11 protein-coding genes are annotated in these 18,588 nt (G+C 60.6%); 6 read left to right on the forward strand and 5 right to left on the reverse strand.

Annotated features, from left to right (window positions below):
* Window positions 1–106 precede the first annotated feature (106 nt).
* The 6 genes from ACZ0A4_RS18065 (at window position 107) to cmoB (ending at window position 12,236) form a co-directional block, all read left to right on the forward strand.
* A complete protein-coding gene (locus ACZ0A4_RS18065) occupies window positions 107–5,839 on the forward strand; it encodes a membrane-targeted effector domain-containing toxin (RefSeq protein ID WP_463575848.1) in 5,733 nt (1,910 codons plus the stop codon).
* Between the two features lie 790 nt (window positions 5,840–6,629).
* Complete coding sequence (gene lon / locus ACZ0A4_RS18070; RefSeq protein WP_463575849.1) at window positions 6,630–9,047, forward strand: endopeptidase La; 2,418 nt, start codon at window positions 6,630–6,632, stop codon at window positions 9,045–9,047.
* A 257-nt stretch (window positions 9,048–9,304) separates the two neighbouring features.
* Window positions 9,305–9,697, forward strand: a complete 393-nt coding sequence (locus tag ACZ0A4_RS18075; protein WP_007916811.1) for a protease inhibitor I42 family protein — start codon at window positions 9,305–9,307, stop codon at window positions 9,695–9,697.
* A gap of 2 nt (window positions 9,698–9,699) precedes the next feature.
* Entirely contained in the window at window positions 9,700–10,335 is a 636-nt protein-coding gene (locus ACZ0A4_RS18080) for a lysoplasmalogenase (RefSeq protein ID WP_463575850.1), read from the forward strand.
* A gap of 168 nt (window positions 10,336–10,503) precedes the next feature.
* Window positions 10,504–11,283, forward strand: a complete 780-nt coding sequence (gene cmoA, locus ACZ0A4_RS18085) for a carboxy-S-adenosyl-L-methionine synthase CmoA (RefSeq protein ID WP_175559565.1) — start codon at window positions 10,504–10,506, stop codon at window positions 11,281–11,283.
* On the forward strand, window positions 11,280–12,236 hold the full coding sequence (cmoB, locus tag ACZ0A4_RS18090) for a tRNA 5-methoxyuridine(34)/uridine 5-oxyacetic acid(34) synthase CmoB (protein ID WP_463575851.1): 957 nt from the start codon (window positions 11,280–11,282) through the stop codon (window positions 12,234–12,236). The genes cmoA and cmoB overlap by 4 nt, the downstream gene beginning before the upstream one ends.
* 166 nt (window positions 12,237–12,402) lie before the next feature.
* Here cmoB and tadA read toward each other — a convergent pair whose 3' ends face one another.
* The 5 genes from tadA to ACZ0A4_RS18115 all read right to left on the reverse strand — a co-directional run bounded on the left by tadA (window position 12,403) and on the right by ACZ0A4_RS18115 (window position 18,503).
* The gene (tadA, locus tag ACZ0A4_RS18095) at window positions 12,403–12,903 is read right to left on the reverse strand and encodes a tRNA adenosine(34) deaminase TadA (RefSeq protein WP_463575852.1); all 501 of its coding nucleotides are present in this window, start codon (window positions 12,901–12,903) and stop codon (window positions 12,403–12,405) included.
* A complete protein-coding gene (locus ACZ0A4_RS18100; RefSeq protein WP_463575853.1) occupies window positions 12,903–14,279 on the reverse strand; it encodes a multicopper oxidase family protein in 1,377 nt (458 codons plus the stop codon). Before ACZ0A4_RS18100 ends, tadA begins: the two co-directional genes overlap by 1 nt.
* A gap of 116 nt (window positions 14,280–14,395) precedes the next feature.
* Window positions 14,396–14,686 carry a PTS transporter subunit EIIB gene (locus ACZ0A4_RS18105; RefSeq protein WP_463575855.1) on the reverse strand — a complete coding sequence of 97 codons (291 nt, stop codon included), beginning with the start codon at window positions 14,684–14,686 and terminating at the stop codon, window positions 14,396–14,398.
* A gap of 2 nt (window positions 14,687–14,688) precedes the next feature.
* Entirely contained in the window at window positions 14,689–17,217 is a 2,529-nt protein-coding gene (ptsP, locus tag ACZ0A4_RS18110) for a phosphoenolpyruvate--protein phosphotransferase (protein ID WP_463575856.1), read from the reverse strand.
* Between the two features lie 62 nt (window positions 17,218–17,279).
* Entirely contained in the window at window positions 17,280–18,503 is a 1,224-nt protein-coding gene (locus tag ACZ0A4_RS18115) for a carbohydrate porin (protein ID WP_463575857.1), read from the reverse strand.
* Window positions 18,504–18,588: the final 85 nt, after the last annotated feature.

The following is an 18,588-nucleotide window of genomic DNA, read 5'->3' on the forward strand; positions in this document are numbered from 1 at the left end:
ACGAAATCGAACACATCGAAAGATCACTCCCCTATACATAGATACCACCCGCCCCCCACTGCCCCTCGCCATGCTGGCCCCTCACCCTCAGCATGGAAAAACGCCCATGAACCCCGCCACAACCCCCACGTCCGAAGAGATCAAAAACGATCTCAACGCGATCGGCCATCACCTGTTTGATACACCAACGCCATTGCTTCCCGAGCAACAACCAACCACCGAAGAGGCCTTTCTGAAACGCCTCGACCAGCAATTGAAAACCTACCGCACAAGCTACCTGCAACGCAGCCGCGCGCTGTATCAGGCGTTGGATAACAGCGATCTGCAAAACGATGAAGGCAAACAGCTGATCGCCACGCTGAAAATCAGACTGACCAGCCAATTGCTCAACATGGACCAGAGCGACCGGATCGACGATAAACCGGCGAAAACCTTCCTCAAATATGATGCCGGCTTCACCGCCATCGGCCACGAAGCCAGGCAGGCTGTCACTGACCGCCTGTTGCATCCGCAAGCCGGCGATCTGCTGCAAAAGCTCGATTTGGCCCCGATGCTGCGTCCGGCCATGTACGCGCTGCAGTTCAACTATCAAGACAGCACCGTTGAGCTGGCCGGTGCCTTTGTTGTCACGGAAAAGGACACTCGCCGAGTCAAGGACTTGCAGACCGACCAGAGCATGGGTTTCGCCTTGCTGTTCACCCCCGCAAGAGGCATCGAATTTTTCAACTCCCTGGCTGATCTCGACAGCCAACTGCGTACATCGCTGAACCGGGCCAGCGGTCGCGAGGCGTTCATGTCCATGCTGCCGACACGCTTCCACGCCGTGGGCGCCGCAGGAATCTGGCCGCTGCTGCTCGCACCCATCGACAGCACACCCTTGTTCGAACACACCTACGATGCGCTGATTGAAAAACGCACGCAGGATATCGAGCGCGCCTTGAGCTTCGCCGATAACCCGCAGCAAGACCCCAAGCAATTGCTTACAGCGCTGGAGCGCGCAATTGCCGACGCACTGCCGGATCTCACGCCGCGCCTGCAATTACGTGCGCAAACCTTGTTCGAGCGCCACCTGCGCTATAGCGCACCGGACTGGTACCGCAGCGCCAGCATCGCGCAAAAAACTGCACTGGCGCAGCATCTGCATAACTACCAGCAAGCGCGACAACACCTGCTCGACTTGATGGAGCCGACAGGCAGCTTGACGGCACTGGCCCGCCAGCAATGGCGGGAACGTTTGAGCGAAGACCTGGAGATCGACGATCTCGAACCGGAAAAGTTAAGCCTTTCGACCGATCGCCGAGTGCCGGGCTACGGCGTTTATGTGCATCAATCCAGTTTGCTGGAACTGTCCTTGCGCGGCCCGCACACCGGCGATGAATTGCCGGACTCGGCGTTTTTGAAGCACACCACCCTCACCTACGATGGCGCGCCTCTGCCGCCAACCTACGCTGACGTGACGCCGGCGTGGCTGATCAAGCAAGCCGTGGAGCTGCAGCCTCGGATTGACTTCCATCACTTGCAAAAAGCGCTACAGGCCAAGCCCGCGATCAAGCCCGCCATCAGGCAGATGCTCGATCAACGTATCGTCGCCCTCGCTCACACGGCGGTGCTGCAAGGGCACCTGCTCGACAGTGACCTGCAACTGATCCAGCGCCTGCGCGACGGCAGCGATCCGCGCCTTCGGGCCGCCACCCTGTCGCTGCACGGCGCCCAGTTGCAGGACTTGTGGGTGCTGCGCCAGAACGATGCCGGCGGCGCGCTCAAACGGTTGTTGCTGTGCACGCCACAGGCGCCGCGAGACCAACAATTCCAGACCTTCGACAGTGAACGCGAATGCCAGACCCACCTGCTCGGCTGGGCCAGGCACAGTGATGTCGCCGAGAGCATGGCCGGCTACCTGATCAGCCGCGCGCCCATGCGCTTTCGCGCGAAGCTGCGCCACGTGTTGGCCGGGCTGAGTTTCAAACCTGAGGCCTTGGAGCATCAAAAGGTCACGTTCGATTACACCGACAGTCATCCCGACTGCCTGCGTGCGATGGCTGAACTGGTGCTGGCCACACGGATAGACGACTACGATTTCTGTACACCGGTGTGGTATCGCGCCACCACTGCCGCCAACCGCAGGAAGCTGACGACCCTGAGCGAAGACGCCGAAGGCGCCTTGCGTGCGTTCAACAGCCACGCCTTGTCGGGCAGTCGCTTTCCGGCGTTTGATGACTACGTGCACAAGCAAGCCAAAATCAGCTTGAACCGCTTGCTCAAGCGCACGACCAACGATGTCGATCCGGATACCGTCTGGGCTTATTCGCCGATCTCCCTCGTGCGCGCGTGGACGCCAAAACCGTTGACCTACACCACGCTTTATCGCGACGGCTACGCTGACGGCATCGGTTTTCTCGATGACAAATTTTCCCGCTCGGCGCGCTTCAGAGGCCCGCAGGGCATCGATATCAGCAACCTGAGCGCACAGAATGTCGCGCGCTCGGTCACCGGTGTATGGATCGGCCAGCGCTACATCGCCAAGGTCAAGGCTGAACTGCAAAGTTCGACGAGCGAAGGTTACGACTTCAGACGCGACGCGACCCTGGCCATTACCCAGCGCCAGATGAAAAGCGCCGCGCTGGAATGCCAACTGCAGGGCCATATCGCCAGCCATGATCTGCAATGGCTGGAACACAGTATCGACAGCATGGCTGAGACGTCCGGGTCGGTGCGCACGAAATATCCGCTCCACCGGTTGATGATCGACGGCGAATGGGTGCTCGATGCGTGGCTGTTCAGCCATGGCGACAACCCGGTTCTGCTCTACACCCCCGAGGCGCCCGACGGCGTCGCTTTGCGCGAAGCGCGGCTGTTCAATTACCTGCTTCAGCAACAGTCCGGCATGCTCGAATACCTGACCTTGCGCGTCGGCGTCAGCGCCCGGACGCGGGTTCGCACGTACCTTGAAAACATCAAGAAAGGGCTGCCCAAAGACCTCAATAAAACCACACCCAGCCCTGCACGATACGACTCGACCCGCGCGGTCGCGGCGGTCAGTGATCTGCGCACGGCCCTTTACGACATGAAACTGCAACGGCGCATCGACGACGTTAACGCCACCACCACCAGCCGAGCAGAGATGATCGCCAGTCTGGTCTGGACCAGTGTCGAATGGATCGGCGCCATTGCCACCGCGCCGTTCCCGCTGCTGAGCCTGAGCACCGGTCTGCTCCTGGCGTTCAAGGACGCCATGCTCGCCCTGCACGCGTACCGTCAAGGTGACCACGGCGAAGCCTTCCAGCATCTGCTCGGTTATCTGTTCAACAGCGCCGGCGCGGTGCTGACCGACCTGCGTCCGGCGCTGCGTTCGCTCAAGCCCGTGCGCCGGCCTTTGCGGCAGAGCCTCGCCAGCGCCAGTGCCAGCAGCGAACAACAGAATGTCATGACCGTGATCGATCAAGTGGCGCCCCAACCCGATTGGGATGACATGCGCGTGGTGGTTTTCAGAAATCAGCTGTTCTTTACCGGGAACAGTCCTGACGCACTCGGTCGTTATTTACTCTATCGGAGCAAGCCGAATTCCCCAGACCTCGTTTCTACCGGCATCCTGACCGTGCGCAACGCCGACGGGATGATGGTACGCAGCGGCATGACCGGCGGCGCGCCGAAGTACGAGGCCGTACCAGAGACACCCGGTCCGCACAAGGTCTATGGTGTGGAGCCCAGATACCGGCAGCGCATCGAAACGGTGATGAATCCGCAAAGTCGGGAGGACATCCTCATTAGCAGTCAAGACTTCATGGGCACCGATCCCCGTTTGATCCTTATCGGGTTTGTGGAAAATCTCGCCTCGACACGCACCGCCTACCTGAAGCAGGTCGAAAAGCTCAGTGCAGACGCCACCGTGCATTTCGCCGAACTTGCCCCGCTGCCAGCCCGCGCCAAAGTCCCGCCAGTCGCCGAAGACCTGTCGTTTGCCCGGTTACTGGCCAGCGACGCCGTTAAAGGAAAAAACCTGGTGATCGGCGCCCAGCCCGGTTCGATCGCCAGCAAACAATTGCTGATCGATGGTGTGGACGACCTCGTGAGCAACGGCTTCAAGCGGCTTTACGTGGAATACCTGGCGGGGGATGTTTTCAATATCAAGCTGGAAAAAATGAACAAGGGCGGAACCTGGAAACACATCAAAAAACATCTTAAAGCCGTCGACCGTGCGTTGGGACATGAGGAAAACGCGGCATTCTCTTATCTGGCACTGGTGCGTGCAGCGCGCGAAAAGGGTCTGAAAATCCATGCGCTGGATGCTTCGACCAGCTACCAACTGGAAGGAGCGATGGTAATGAACGACGTCTCGCCATTGACCCCTCGCAGCAACAGCCTCAGGAATTTCTATTCGCACAAGACGCTGGCCGCCGACATCGCCGATGCGCCTGAGGAGCGCTGGGTGGTCCTCACCGAGCAATCACGCATGAGCACCTTCAACAACACTCCCGGTCTGGCCGACCTGCACGCGGCCGTTGCCGTGCGCGTGGAAGATGTCGCCCTCGATCAGCCGGCACGCATCGCCCTCGATTCAGCCGGTGCAATTGCCGGGGATGCGGCAGCCAAGGGCGATTATCGGGTGCAATGGCCATCGGCGTACAAGGCGCCTCAGCCCGTCTCCCGGCCAGCACCGCTTGCCCCTGCTGTCGAGCATTTCAGCGAATACGATATTGCGCCCTCCATGCGTGACGATATCGCACAAATGTTGCATCAGCCCTACTCCATGGATTCACGCTACAGCCCGACCGTACCGAGTGAAAAACAGGCGTTCGATGCGTTCATCGCCAACCGCGGGCGTCTGGAGAAAAAGGCCAGGGACGCTTTTGCTCACTACACACCACCCGCAGCTGCCACGCTCCCGACGCTCACCTCAGACACCACGTTCGAGGAGTTTTTGCGGCTGCTGGCCGACGGACGCTTGAACCTGCTGATCGGCGAGGTCCATTCCCACACAGCGAGCAAAGCGCTGCTGAAAAAGCACATGAAAGCGCTTAAGCAAGCCGGGTATGACACGTTATACGTGGAACATCTGTTCACCGATTTGCACCAGGCCGATCTGGATATTTTTTACCGCACGCAGCGCATGCCGGACAGACTGAAGGATTACCTGCGCGTCCAGGACCGTGGCCACATGCCCTACCATGACGGTAACGATACGTACACAGAGGTCTGTCAGGTGGCGGCCAAATACGAAATCCGAATCAGGGCACTCGACTGCACGGCGTCCTACCACCTCAAGGGTGTGTCTGACGAAGCTATCTCGCGAAACGAGATGTTCAGCTATTTCGCCAGCCAAGTGATCGAAGCGGACCAACTGGCACACGGACCGCATAAATGGGTGGCCCTCATCGGCAATGCCCACACTAATTACAACCTGGGTGTGCCGGGTCTGGCGGATACCCTCTCGGCGGTCAGTCTCCACGTGCGCGACACTGCTCCGGAACTGGCCAGAGATATCCACCGCGGGGCGTGGGAAGTGGTGGACAGCAAACGCGGCACCAATAGCCGTGCCTTGCGCGGCGATTTCCTGATGGAAGTGGCCGTCGCCGGAACGAAGCAGCCAGACCCGACGCCGTCTGTCAGCCGCAGCCAATTGACCCAATCCGGGATGTTCATGGTCGAACGTACGGGCACGGACGGGCCCCGTCTGGTGCATCGATCCAAGAGCGGCGACATCGTTGTGACACCGATCCAGGTCAATGACCACGGCTTGTTTTTCATTGATCGCTGGGGAAAGAAAGATGAGGGTTTCAAATACCTGCGAACCTTGATCGATATGCTGGTCGATGATGTGAATTTGACCGAAGTGAAATAAACATCCGAGGTGATCTGCGCATTGCCAACAACCATCGGGCCTGATGGCCTGGTGGTTGTTTGTGGACGGATGCCACAGCTTCGCGCTTTACCCGATAGCGCAGCTCATTGGGCGCGACGTGTAGCGGGAAAAAGCCAACGCCCAATCCACCCGAAATCGACGACACCCCACCCTGCGAATTCCCGGCCTCGAAGAGATTCTACGAAGCCGCCGAACGCGCCCTCTCCCTCGGGAGAGGGCTGGGCGGGCGGCGTCCCGATGAGGGGCAACCCCACCACAAGTCCAAAGCCGACCACGCCCCGCTCTTCACCACTCAATAGGCCGAGTGTCAGCTCGCCTGCTTTTGATCTTGATCCACGGGCGACGTCGGAAGGCTGAGTGGAGGGATTGATCCGGGCGTGGGAGCGCAGCGACCGTTTGGCGTAGCCAAACACAGCGAGAGGAGGTGCAGCGAAGCAAACCGTAGGCGCTGCGCCCGGATCGATCCCGGAGCGAAGGAACCCCGAGCCCCAGCGAGCGGGCCGCACGCAGGAGCAAGCGTTTTTTTGCTTACTTTTTTGAGGCGTTTGTCAAAAAAGTGAGTCGCCGTCAGGGCGAAACCCTAAGCCGCCGCGACCGAAAAAACGGATATGCACACCAAACACCCCCAACATGGTCGGCCCAAAGGCCGCCAAGTCCAAAGCGTGAACCCTGTCAAAACCCTGAACACACAATCAGAAACACCGCCCCCCATTGAAACCACCCAGCCCCTGCCCCATCTAAGACCCATACCCCATTGCGCAGGTGCCCCATGAGCGACCAGCAAGAATTCCCGGAAAACCCAGACGACTACACCGAAGCCGAACACATCGAACACACCTCCAGCGGCAAAGGCCTGGCCCTGCCCGGCCAGAACCTGCCGGACAAGGTCTACATCATCCCGATCCACAACCGCCCGTTCTTCCCGGCCCAAGTCCTGCCGGTCATCGTCAACGAAGAACCCTGGGCCGAAACCCTCGAACTGGTCAGCAAATCCGAACACCACTCCCTGGCCCTGTTCTTCATGGACACGCCCCAGGAAGACCCGCGCCACTTCGACACCGGCGCCCTGCCGCAATACGGCACCCTGGTCAAAGTCCACCACGCCAGCCGCGAGAACGGCAAACTGCAATTCGTTGCCCAAGGCCTCAGCCGCGTACGCATCAAAACCTGGCTCAAGCACCACCGCCCACCGTACCTGGTCGAAGTCGAATACCCGCACCAGCCGACCGAGCCGACCGACGAGGTCAAGGCCTACGGCATGGCGCTGATCAACGCGATCAAGGAACTGCTGCCGCTCAACCCGCTTTACAGCGAAGAGCTGAAAAACTACCTCAACCGCTTCAGCCCCAACGACCCGTCGCCGCTGACCGACTTCGCCGCCGCCCTGACCTCCGCTACCGGCCCCGAGCTGCAAGGCGTGCTCGACTGCGTGCCGATGCTCAAGCGCATGGAAAAAGTCCTGCCGATGCTGCGCAAGGAGGTCGAAGTCGCGCGTCTGCAAAAAGAGATCTCGGCGGAAGTTAACCGCAAGATCGGCGAGCATCAGCGCGAGTTCTTCCTCAAGGAACAACTCAAGGTCATCCAGCAGGAACTCGGCCTGACCAAGGACGACCGCAGCGCCGACCTCGAACAGTTCGAACAGCGCCTCGAAGGCAAAGTCTTGCCGGCGCAGGTGCAGAAGCGCCTCGAAGAAGAAATGAACAAGCTGTCGATCCTCGAGACCGGTTCGCCGGAATACGCGGTGACCCGCAACTACCTCGATTGGGCGACCTCGGTGCCGTGGGGCGTCTACGGCGACGACAAACTCGACCTCAAGCACGCGCGCAAAATCCTCGACAAACACCACGCCGGCCTCGACGACATCAAGGATCGCATCCTCGAATTCCTCGCCGTCGGTGCTTATAAAGGCGAAATCAGCGGCTCCATCGTGCTGCTGGTCGGTCCGCCGGGCGTGGGTAAAACCAGCGTCGGCAAATCCATCGCCGAATCCCTCGGCCGACCGTTCTACCGCTTCAGCCTCGGCGGGATGCGCGACGAAGCCGAGATCAAGGGCCACCGCCGCACCTACATCGGCGCGCAGCCGGGCAAACTGGTGCAGGCGTTGAAAGACGTCGAAGTGATGAACCCGGTGATCATGCTCGACGAGATCGACAAGATGGGCCAGAGCTACCAGGGCGACCCGGCCTCGGCGCTGCTGGAAACCCTCGACCCGGAGCAGAACGTCGAATTCCTCGACCACTACCTCGACCTGCGCATGGACTTGTCTAAAGTCCTGTTCGTCTGCACCGCCAACACCCTCGATTCGATCCCCGGCCCACTGCTGGACCGGATGGAAGTGATTCGCCTGTCTGGCTACATCACCGAAGAAAAAGTCGCCATCGCCAAGCGTCACCTGTGGCCGAAACTGCTGGAAAAGGCCGGTGTGTCCAAGGGCAGCCTGAGCATCAGCGACAGCGCGCTCAAGTCCCTGATCGACGGATACGCCCGTGAAGCCGGCGTGCGCCAGCTCGAGAAACAAATGGGCAAACTGGTGCGCAAAGCGGTGATGAAGCTCATCGACGAGCCGAAAGCAGTGATCAAGCTCGGGCCGAAAGACCTCGAAGCGTCGCTGGGTCATCCGGTGTTCCGAAACGAACAAGTGCTGTCCGGCACTGGCGTCATCACAGGCCTGGCCTGGACCAGCATGGGCGGCGCGACCTTGCCGATCGAAGCCACACGGATTCACACGCTCAACCGTGGCTTCAAACTCACCGGGCAACTCGGTGATGTGATGAAGGAGTCGGCGGAGATCGCCTACAGCTACGTCAGCTCGCACCTGAAACAGTTCGGCGGCGACGCGAAGTTCTTCGACGAAGCCTTTGTCCACCTGCACGTACCGGAAGGCGCGACACCGAAGGACGGCCCGAGCGCCGGCGTGACCATGGCCAGCGCCCTGCTCTCGCTCGCGCGTAATCAGCCGCCGAAGAAAGGTGTAGCGATGACCGGCGAGCTGACGCTGACCGGGCATGTGCTGCCGATTGGCGGGGTACGCGAGAAGGTGATTGCGGCAAGAAGGCAGAAGATTTTCGAGCTGATTTTGCCGGAGCCGAATCGGGGGAATTTTGAGGAACTGCCGGATTATTTGAAGGAAGGGATTACTGTGCACTTCGCCAAGAAGTTTGCCGATGTGGCGAAGATCCTGTTCTGACAGACAGCCCCTCACCCCAGCCCTCTCCCCCAGGAGAGGGAGCCGACCGAGTTGTCTTACGCTATACATCGACCTGAAACACCGAGTCGATTATGGATTCGCTGACGCACGCTCAGGTCGGCGTACCTCGCCAATATCCCCCGGTCAGTCCCCTCTCCCTCTGGGAGAGGGCTAGGGTGAGGGCTTGGCGTTGTCACACTTTGTCTCATCTTCAGTTATGCTCGCCGTTCGTCGCCAACGCCGGAGCCGCTGACCTTATGTCCCCCACTCGCCTGTTTCTCCCCCTCGCCCTTTCGTTGCTGGCCGCTTGTGCCACGCAACCAAAACACAACGTGACCGTGGAAAAACAAAGCGAATGCCCCGTACGGCTCACCAACGGGCAAAACCTCATCATCATGCTGCCAAGCAACCCGACCACCGGTTATCGCTGGGCCATTCAGGATTCTGCTGGCGGCGTATTGCGCGCGCTCAGCCCCGAGGTCTACAGCAATCCGGAAGATGCCGGCGTGGTCGGCGCTGCGGGCTTGTCGACCTGGCGCTTCCAGGCCTTCGCCCCCGGCACCGGGCGTCTGCGCCTGACTTCGCAACAACCGTGGGCGCCAGAAGTGCTGCCGGTGGAAACCTTTGACTGCGCCATTTCGGTGAACTGATCGTGGGCTGGCTGATTCTGGCGCTGATGGGCGCAGTAACGTTTCTCTACGGTGTCAGCACCCATGCGGCGTTGCTGTGCTTGCTGGTGAAACCGCTGCCGGTGCTGGCGCTGCTCGGCTGGCTACATGATGCGCCGCCCAGCGACTATCGGCGCTGGATCAGTCTGGGTCTGATTTTCTCGTTGCTCGGTGATGTGTTGCTGGCATGGCCGGGGGATCTGTTTGTGTTTGGCCTCGGCGCGTTTCTGGTCGCGCATCTGGCTTATCTGAAGGCTTATCTGAGTGACTGCAAGCGTCTGGCGGTGCTGCCACTGGTGCTTGCTCTCGCGGTTGGTGCGGTGCTGCTGGGTCTTCTGATTTCCAGCGGTCTGGGGCCGTTGCTGGCGCCGGTGATTGTCTACGGCACGGCGATCAGCGCGATGCTCTGGCGCGCCCTCGCTCGCCTCGGCACCGATGTGCCCAAGCGTTCGGCGCTACTGGCGGCGGGGGGCGCTCTGGCGTTTGTGTTCTCCGACAGCGTCATTGGGATTGATCGTTTCGTCGCCCCTTTCCACGCCGCGCCTTACGTCATCATCCTCAGCTACTGGCTCGGCCAGTGGGGCATCGCGGCCTCGGCGTTCTCCCGGAAACCGCGCTGATTTCTTCGCGAGCAGGCTCGCTCCCACAAGGACACCGCGATCACCTGTGGGAGCGAGCCTGCTCCGGGCGGCGTTCCGACGAAAGCAATATCCCTGACAGCGATGATTCCAGCACCGTTGCGCCGCTTTATCAGACAACCCGCGCATCCCCGCGCCACTTTGGCTAAAATGCCGGCCTTTTCCACCGACACCGCCGGAACCGCCGTGAGCAAAGAACCCGATCGCATTTTCGCCAAGCCTTTGGCCCAGGTACCCGACTTCGCCTTCAACGAAGACGTGGTGCGGGTGTTCCCGGACATGATCAAGCGCTCGGTGCCGGGTTATCCGACCATCGTCGAGAACCTCGGCGTGCTCGCCGCGCAGTTCGCCCAGCCGAACAGCGTGCTCTACGACCTCGGTTCATCGCTGGGTGCGGTCACTCAAGCCCTGCGCCGCCACGTGCGTACCGACGGCTGCCGAGTGATCGCTGTGGATAACTCGGCGGCGATGGTCGAACGCTGCCGCGAATACCTCAACGGTCAGGATTCGATGTTCCAGGAGTTGCTGCCGGTGGAAGTAATCGAAGGCGACATTCTCGCCCTGGATTTCCAGCCTGCTTCGGTGGTGGCGCTGAACTTCACCCTGCAATTCATCGCCCCGGATCAGCGCACCGCGTTGCTCTCACGCATCCGCCAATCGCTGCTGCCGGGCGGCGCGTTGATCCTGTCGGAGAAGCTGCGCTTCAACGATGCCGAAGAACACGCCTTACTCACCGATCTGCACGTCGCGTTCAAACGCGCCAACGGCTACAGCGAACTGGAAATTGCCCAGAAACGCAGCGCCATCGAAAACGTCATGAAGCCCGACAGCCTCGAAGAACACCGCGAACGCCTGTTGGCCGCCGGGTTCTCGAAAGTCGTGCCGTGGTTCCAGTGTCTTAACTTTGCCTCGTTGATTGCCTTGCCATGATTGATCTGTCCCCCCTCGCCCGCCGTCTGGCCGGCACACCGCTGGCCGATTGGGCCAACACCCTGCAAGCGCAACTCGACAAGAAAATGGAGAAAGGTCACGGCGATCTGGAGCGCTGGCAAAGTGCGCTGGACGCCTTGCCGAAAATTCAGCCGAGCGAAATCGATCTGCTCAATGGCCTGAAACTTGACACCGATTGCGACGACGAAACCCGTGCGCAGATGCGTACTGCGCTGATGGGCCTGTCGCCTTGGCGCAAAGGGCCGTTTGATCTGTTTGGTGTTCACGTCGACACCGAATGGCGTTCGGACTGGAAATGGTCACGTGTTGCGCCGCATCTGGACCTGAAGGGCAAACGCATCCTCGATGTCGGCTGCGGCAACGGCTACTACATGTGGCGCATGCTCGGTGCCGGCGCGAACAGCGTGATTGGCGTTGATCCAAACTGGCTGTTTTTCTGCCAGTTCCAGGCGGTGCAGCGTTATCTGTCTGAGCCGAATGCCTGGCACCTGCCCTTCCCGTTCGAAGATTTGCCGCCGAATCTGGAAGGCTTCGACACCGTGTTTTCGATGGGCGTGTTCTATCACCGTCGCTCGCCGATCGAGCACTTGCTGGCGTTGAAGGATTGCCTGGTCAAGGGTGGTGAACTGGTGCTGGAAACGCTGGTGGTTGAAGGCGACAAGCATCAGGTGCTGGTGCCGGAAGATCGTTACGCGCAGATGCGTAACGTGTGGTTCCTGCCGTCGGTGCCGGCGCTGGAATTGTGGCTGCGCCGTGCAGGTTTTACCGACATTCGTTGCGTGGATGTGAGCACCACAACGGTCGAAGAACAGCGCGGGACTGAGTGGATGAAGTATCAGTCGTTGAGTGATTTCCTTGATCCCGAGGATCACAGCAAAACCATCGAAGGGTTGCCGGCGCCGATGCGTGCGGTGATTGTCGCCAGAAAGTAATCCAACCTCGCAGGCAACGCGGTGAGGCCACCCCTCACCCCTGCCCTCTCCCCAAGGAGAGGGAGCTGATCGTTGAGCTTTTCAAAACTTGAGTTCGACTCGGTATCTCAGGTCGGCTGACCTCGCCCATCCAATCCGGTCAGTCCCCTCTCCCTCTGGGAGAGGGTTAGGGTGAGGGGCTTTTTGCTCTTCGGGCGCGGAAGAATTCGGTCAACACCGCGCCACACTCCTCCGCCAACACCCCGCCCTCATACAACACCCGGTGGTTCAAAAAGCCCTGGGTAAAAAACTGCCCCTGACTCTGTACAATCCCCGCCTTCGGCTCCAGCGCGCCATACACCACCCGCGCCACCCGCGAATGCACGATCAGCCCGGCGCACATGCTGCACGGTTCCAGCGTCACATACAGCGTGCTGCCAGGCAGACGATAGTTATCCACGGCCTGTGCGGCCTCGCGAATGGCGACCATTTCAGCGTGGGCACTCGGGTCGCTGGTGCTGATCGGGCAGTTGAAACCGCGACCGATGATCTCGCCGTCCTGCACCAGCACCGCGCCCACCGGCACTTCACCCAGCGCCGCGCCTTGCGCGGCGAGTTTCAGGGCTGCGCGCATGAAGTCGCGGTCATGGCTGCGGTCGATGATCGCGGCAGGGCGAATCTGGCGCATCACTTCACCTCGATGGCGGCCATCAGGCCGGTTTCCATATGGTCGATCACGTGGCAGTGGAACATCCACACCCCCGGATTATCGGCCACCAGCGCCACTTGCGCGCGCTCGTTCTTGCCCAACAAATAAGTGTCGGTGAAGTACGGAATGATCTTGTGCCGGTTCGATGCGATCACCTTGAAACTCATCCCGTGCAGGTGGATCGGGTGCTGATACTGGGTCATGTTCTTCAATTCGAAGATGTAGCTCTGCCCCAGTTTCAGGCTGGCAATCGGTCGGTCGGCACAGGTTTTGTCGGTGATGTCCCAGGCCTTGCCGTTGATCTGCCACAGGCTCGGCGGCCTGCCGTTGTCGACGTTGACCGACACCGAGCCGACCCATTCGAAATTGAAGTTGAGTTTCTCGGCATTGGCCAGGTCCGGCTCAGCCACCGGGTTGGCCGGCAGTGCTTTCGGCCAGTCCGTCGGCGCATCGGTATTGGCCACCGAACGCAGGGTGCCGAGACGAACCGGGCCGTTGCGCAGCGACAATTCCTCGCCTGCCGCCGGCGCCTTGATCGCCAGGCAAATGCGCATGCCTGGGCCGAGCCAGTACTCCTTGCCCAACGGGCGCGGCTCGACCGGATTACCGTCCAGCGCATAGATCTGCGCTTCAACACCGGGAATGTTGATGCGATAAGTCAGGGTGTTATCGAGATTGAGCAAACGCACCCGGGTGATCTGCCCGGCCGGCAGTTCGATCACCGGGGTCGGCACGCCGTTGATGGTCGACAACCGCCCCGCCGTGCCGCCGCGTGCCGCTTCACGGGGAATGCTGAATTCGACGAAGTTGCCTTCGTCATCGATGTGCCAGTTTTTCAGGCTCAGGGTCTTTTCGTACCGGAAACCGGTCGGCTCACGCTCTTCGATAATCAGTGGCCCGACCAGTCCGCGCCCGAGTTCTTCGCTGCTGCTGACGTGCGGGTGATACCAGTAGCTGCCAGCATCCGGCACGCGGAACTTGTAATCGAAGTACTCCCCCGGCAGCACCGGCAGTTGCGACACGTACGGCACACCGTCCATCTCCAGCGGCAGACGAATGCCGTGCCAGTGAATGGTGGTCGCCACCGGCAAGTGGTTGATGAAGCGCACCCGCAGCCATTCGCCCTGACGCACCCGTAACTCGGTACCCGGCGCCGACGGACCGAATGCCCAGGCCTCGGTCTTGTGCCCCGGCACCAATTCGACGTCCAGCGGTGCGGCGATCAGTTCATAGTCGTGGCCCGCCTCGGCGTCGGCCATTTTGCCGAGCCAATAACGCGACGCGCCCCCCGCACCAACGCCAACGACAACAAGACCGGAAAGGCCACCGAGGATTTGGCGACGGGTAAAGGACATGAACTCAACTACCTCACGTATCAGCGACAGGCCCTGAGGCCTGCAAAAGGCGAATACGATACACCTGCGGTTGAGAAACAGTAAGGGCGACCTGAGGCCGCACATCACCTGCCGACTTAAGATCGCAGCCCGGTAATCAGGTGCACCACGCCTTCCGCCAAGGGCATCACGCCCAAGACACCGGCGGCGCTTAACGCGTGCTGGTCCATGTGCGACACATCACGCAACACCACCCGCACCCGCGTCAACGCCAGCGGTTGCTGCGACTTCAGGTTATCCACACCGCCCAGCGCCGCGACGATATCGACGCTCAATCCGTCGGTCGGATCGGCCGCTGCTATCGGTGTGTCCGCGACCAGATCCGGGGTCAAGGCTTTCCAGAATGCCTTCTGCAATTGATCGAACATCTTCAGTTCTCCAGAACCCGTAAAGTATCGACGGTTGCCTCGTGAAACAGCTGCAACGCCTCGCGCACCTGCCCGGCACTTTCCAGACCGAGCACCTGTTGGGCGATGACCTGACAGTCCGCGAGCGCAAGCTCACGCACCGTTGCCTTGACCGGCGCAATCATCGGCACGCTCACCGACAGCTCATCCACACCCAACCCCAGCAACAGCGGCACCGCCAGGCGTTCAGAGGCCATCGCCCCGCACACACCGACCCATTTGCCATGGGCGTGTGCGGCCTTCACGGTCATGGCGATCAGGCGCAATACCGAGGGATGAAAACTGTCCGCCTGACTGGCCAGGCGCGGGTGATCGCGATCCATGGCCAAGGTGTATTGCGTCAGGTCATTGGTGCCGATCGAGAAGAAATCCACCAGCGGCGCAAACAGATCCGCCATCAGCGCCGCCGCCGGCACTTCGATCATGATCCCCAGTTTCGGCCGTTGCGTTAGCCCCAGCGCCACTATTTCTTCGTCGAGCATCTGCCGTGCCAGGCGCAGCTCCGACAGCTGCGTGACCATCGGCAACATGATGTGCAAACGCGTCAGCTCGCCGCAGCCGAGCATGGCGCGGAACTGTTCACGCAATAACTGCGGGCGCTCCAGACACAAACGAATGCCGCGCACGCCGAGGAACGGATTGGTTTCGCTGTCCATCGGCACATAGGCCAGCGGTTTGTCGCCGCCGACATCGAGGGTGCGCACCACCAGATTATGCGCAGGTCCCACGCAGCGGGCGATGGCGCCGTAGGTGGCAACCTGCTCGTCATGGCTCGGCGCGTGATTGCGCCCCAGATAGAGAAATTCCGAACGCAGCAGGCCGACGCCCGCGCCTCCCAAAGCCATGGCCTGCTCGGTTTCAGACAATGAGGCGACGTTGGCCGACACCTCGACGTGATGGCCGTCACGGGTTCGCGCGGCGAGCGTTGCGTTGGCCAGTTCATGCTCGTGGCGTTGGCGCTGTTGCGCGTGGCGTGCTTGCCATTGTTTGATCGCCGCTGAGTCCGGATGCACATGCAGCTCGCCCTTGTCGGCCTCAAGCAATACTTGAGTGCCATTGCTCAGCGCGAGCATTTGCACCGGCACCCCGCAGATCGATGGCAGACCACAGGCGCGGGCGAGAATCGCCACGTGACTGGTCGCGCCGCCCCCTACCGTAGCGAAACCCAGTACCTTGCCGGTATCGATAGCGGCGGTCTGCGACGGCGTCAGTTGATCGGCAATCAGAATGCACCCTTGCGGCAGCTCCAGCGCCTGATCGCCAATCCCAAGAAGCAGCTTGAGCACGCGGCGCCCGACATCGGTCAGGTCAGCCGCCCGTTCGGCCAGAAGTGCACTGCCGAGTTGGCGAAACATGATCGCGGTTTCTTCAGTGGCGGCGCGCCAGGCGAAGGCCGCGCTTTTGCCCTCGTCGATCAACGCTTGCGCCTGATCGAGCAGACCCGGATCTTCGAGCAGTTCCTGATGAGCTTTGAATATCTCGGCTTCGGCTTCACCACCAGCGGTATCACACAAATGCTGCAAGGCCAGATCGGCTTCGATCAGGGCATTGGCGAGGGCTTCGCGCTCGACGTCCGCTCCGCCGCCGAATTCGCTGACGTCGAAGACCGGTTCGCTGATCTGCACCACTTGGCCTAATGCCGAACCGGGTGACGCACAGATGCCCCGCAGAAGCGTCAGCGTATCGATGGTGGTGATTTCTACGGGGGCCACCGCCGTCACCGTTTCACCGCAGCCCTCGACCAGTAAACGGGTCAACGCTTCAATGGCAGCGTCAGCGTCTTCGCCCACCGCACTGAGCTGCACACTGTCGTTAAACGCGGTCTGTAACGCCATGATCGCCACCAGGGATTTGGCGTTGGCTTGAGCCTGCTGCTTATGCAGGTAAATCTTTGCCGTGAAGTCCTTCGCCGCTTGCGCGAACACTGCCGCCGGGCGCGCGTGCAGACCATTGGGGTTGGGCAGTTTCAATGGTTGCGAGAAAACAGCCTGCCCCTCTGACGCCACTGTTTCCTCGCTGAGTGCCTGCGTGCTGGCTAATTCAAGCAACGGCTGACCGCTTTCGACCTGTCCGCTCGACGCGACGAGCCAGGTAAACGGCTCAGCGCTGACCACCAGCATCAACGTCATAAGGCTGCGCGCATGTCGGGCAATGTGATCGGCGTCAAACTGGATCAGCGCCTGTCCGGCCACAACCCGCTGTCCCTCTTCGACCAGGTGAGTAAAGCCTTGCCCGCCGAGGTTCACCGTGTCCAGGCCGATGTGCATCAACACCTGCACGCCGTTGTCATCTGTGATGCTCACGGCATGCCCGCTGGCCTGCACGTTGCTGATGACTCCGGCCAAGGGCGCGCACAGGGTCGACGAGGTCGGGTCGATACACAGACCGTCGCCGATCACGCGCCCGGAAAACACCGGATCGGGCACCTGCTCAAGCGCGATCAGGACACCGGACAAGGGAGCCAGCAGTTGCAATGGTTGGGGTGTGGCCATGACGTCACCTGCAGTTTTGTTCTTTGAAGTGCCCATGGAGCGCGACGCTCCATCAGCATCGCTTATTTCCACCAGTATTCGACCTGCAATCCGACATTCGCACCGTGGCGAGCGGTGCCGAAAGCGCCGGTGTCAGACAATGCCGAGCCTTTCGCCAGTTCGTTGGCCGCACGTTTCGCCGCCTCGTTCCAGGTAGCGTACGTGTAATACAGACGCACCTCGGGACGCGCCCAGAATTCCGGGCCTTTGGGTGACCAGGTCGGGGCAAACGTGAATTTGCTCAGCTTGCGGGTGCCGCCCGGTGCTTCGACTTGATCGTGACCCAGCTCGGTCACCAGCTTGAACTGTTCACTAAGCGCGTAGGCAGGCCGGACACCCAAGGAAATCCAGTTCTGACCCGCCCCGTCCGGACGAATGTCTTTCTGATACACCGCCTCGATCTGGCCGCCAAAACGCGGGGTCACCTGCCAGTCGAAAAACTCGACGATCCGGTAACTCTTGTTGCTGTCGTCCAGTTTGACGTTGCCGGTATAACCCAGCCCGGTGCCCGGCCCTTCACCGTATTGCAGCGCCAGTTTGTTCTTGCCGCCGAAAAAATTCGTTTGCACATGTTGCGTGGTGATCGCCCAGCCTCGGTGGGCATCGCGGCTGTCGGGCTTGTCGATATAGCTCAGGCCGAACTCCAGCTCACCGCCCGGGTTGGTCTTGAAACCGGCGACGTTGAAGTCATGCCGATTGATGTAGGCCTTCTGGTACAGGTTGTCCTTGCGCGAGAAGGCGTAGCTGTATTTCAGGTCGCCGATCAATACGTCTTCGACCCCGCCCCCGGTGGCGCTCTGGTTCCAGTAGTAGAAGTCGGAAATATGGATGTCATTGCGCTTGTAGTAACGGCGCCCGGCCCACAGAGAACCGCCATTGAGCGCGGGCATTGCCGACCACTGTGCGTAGGCTTGCGGCAAGCGTATCGAGCCATTGTCATCTTTGAATGCAGGGCTGCGGTCGTAGCGGTTATACAGCGAGGCCATGCCGTCGACACTCAGGACCGAACCGTCGTCGAGGGTGTACAGGTCCTGGCGCAACTCGAGTTCGCCGTACTGCTCGCATTCGTTCCCCAGACGATATTTGGTCTGCGCACCGGGTAACTGGAAGCACGACTGACCGCTGCTGTTGACCGACGTGCCGACACCACTGCGCAAGTAGCCGCCAAACTCCAGCGCTTGTGACGTCGACGGTAAGGCCAGGCAAAAACCTGCGACTGCAAGGCTGCGATTTATTGTTGTTTTCATAAGCCACCCCATTGTTTTTATTGTCTGGTTGCATGAATTCGGCGCGCAAAAATCCCCCGCGCAGTGCTCTGCGTGTTTTTTTGAA

The sequence above is a fragment of the Pseudomonas sp. AC172 genome (assembly GCF_979258595.1).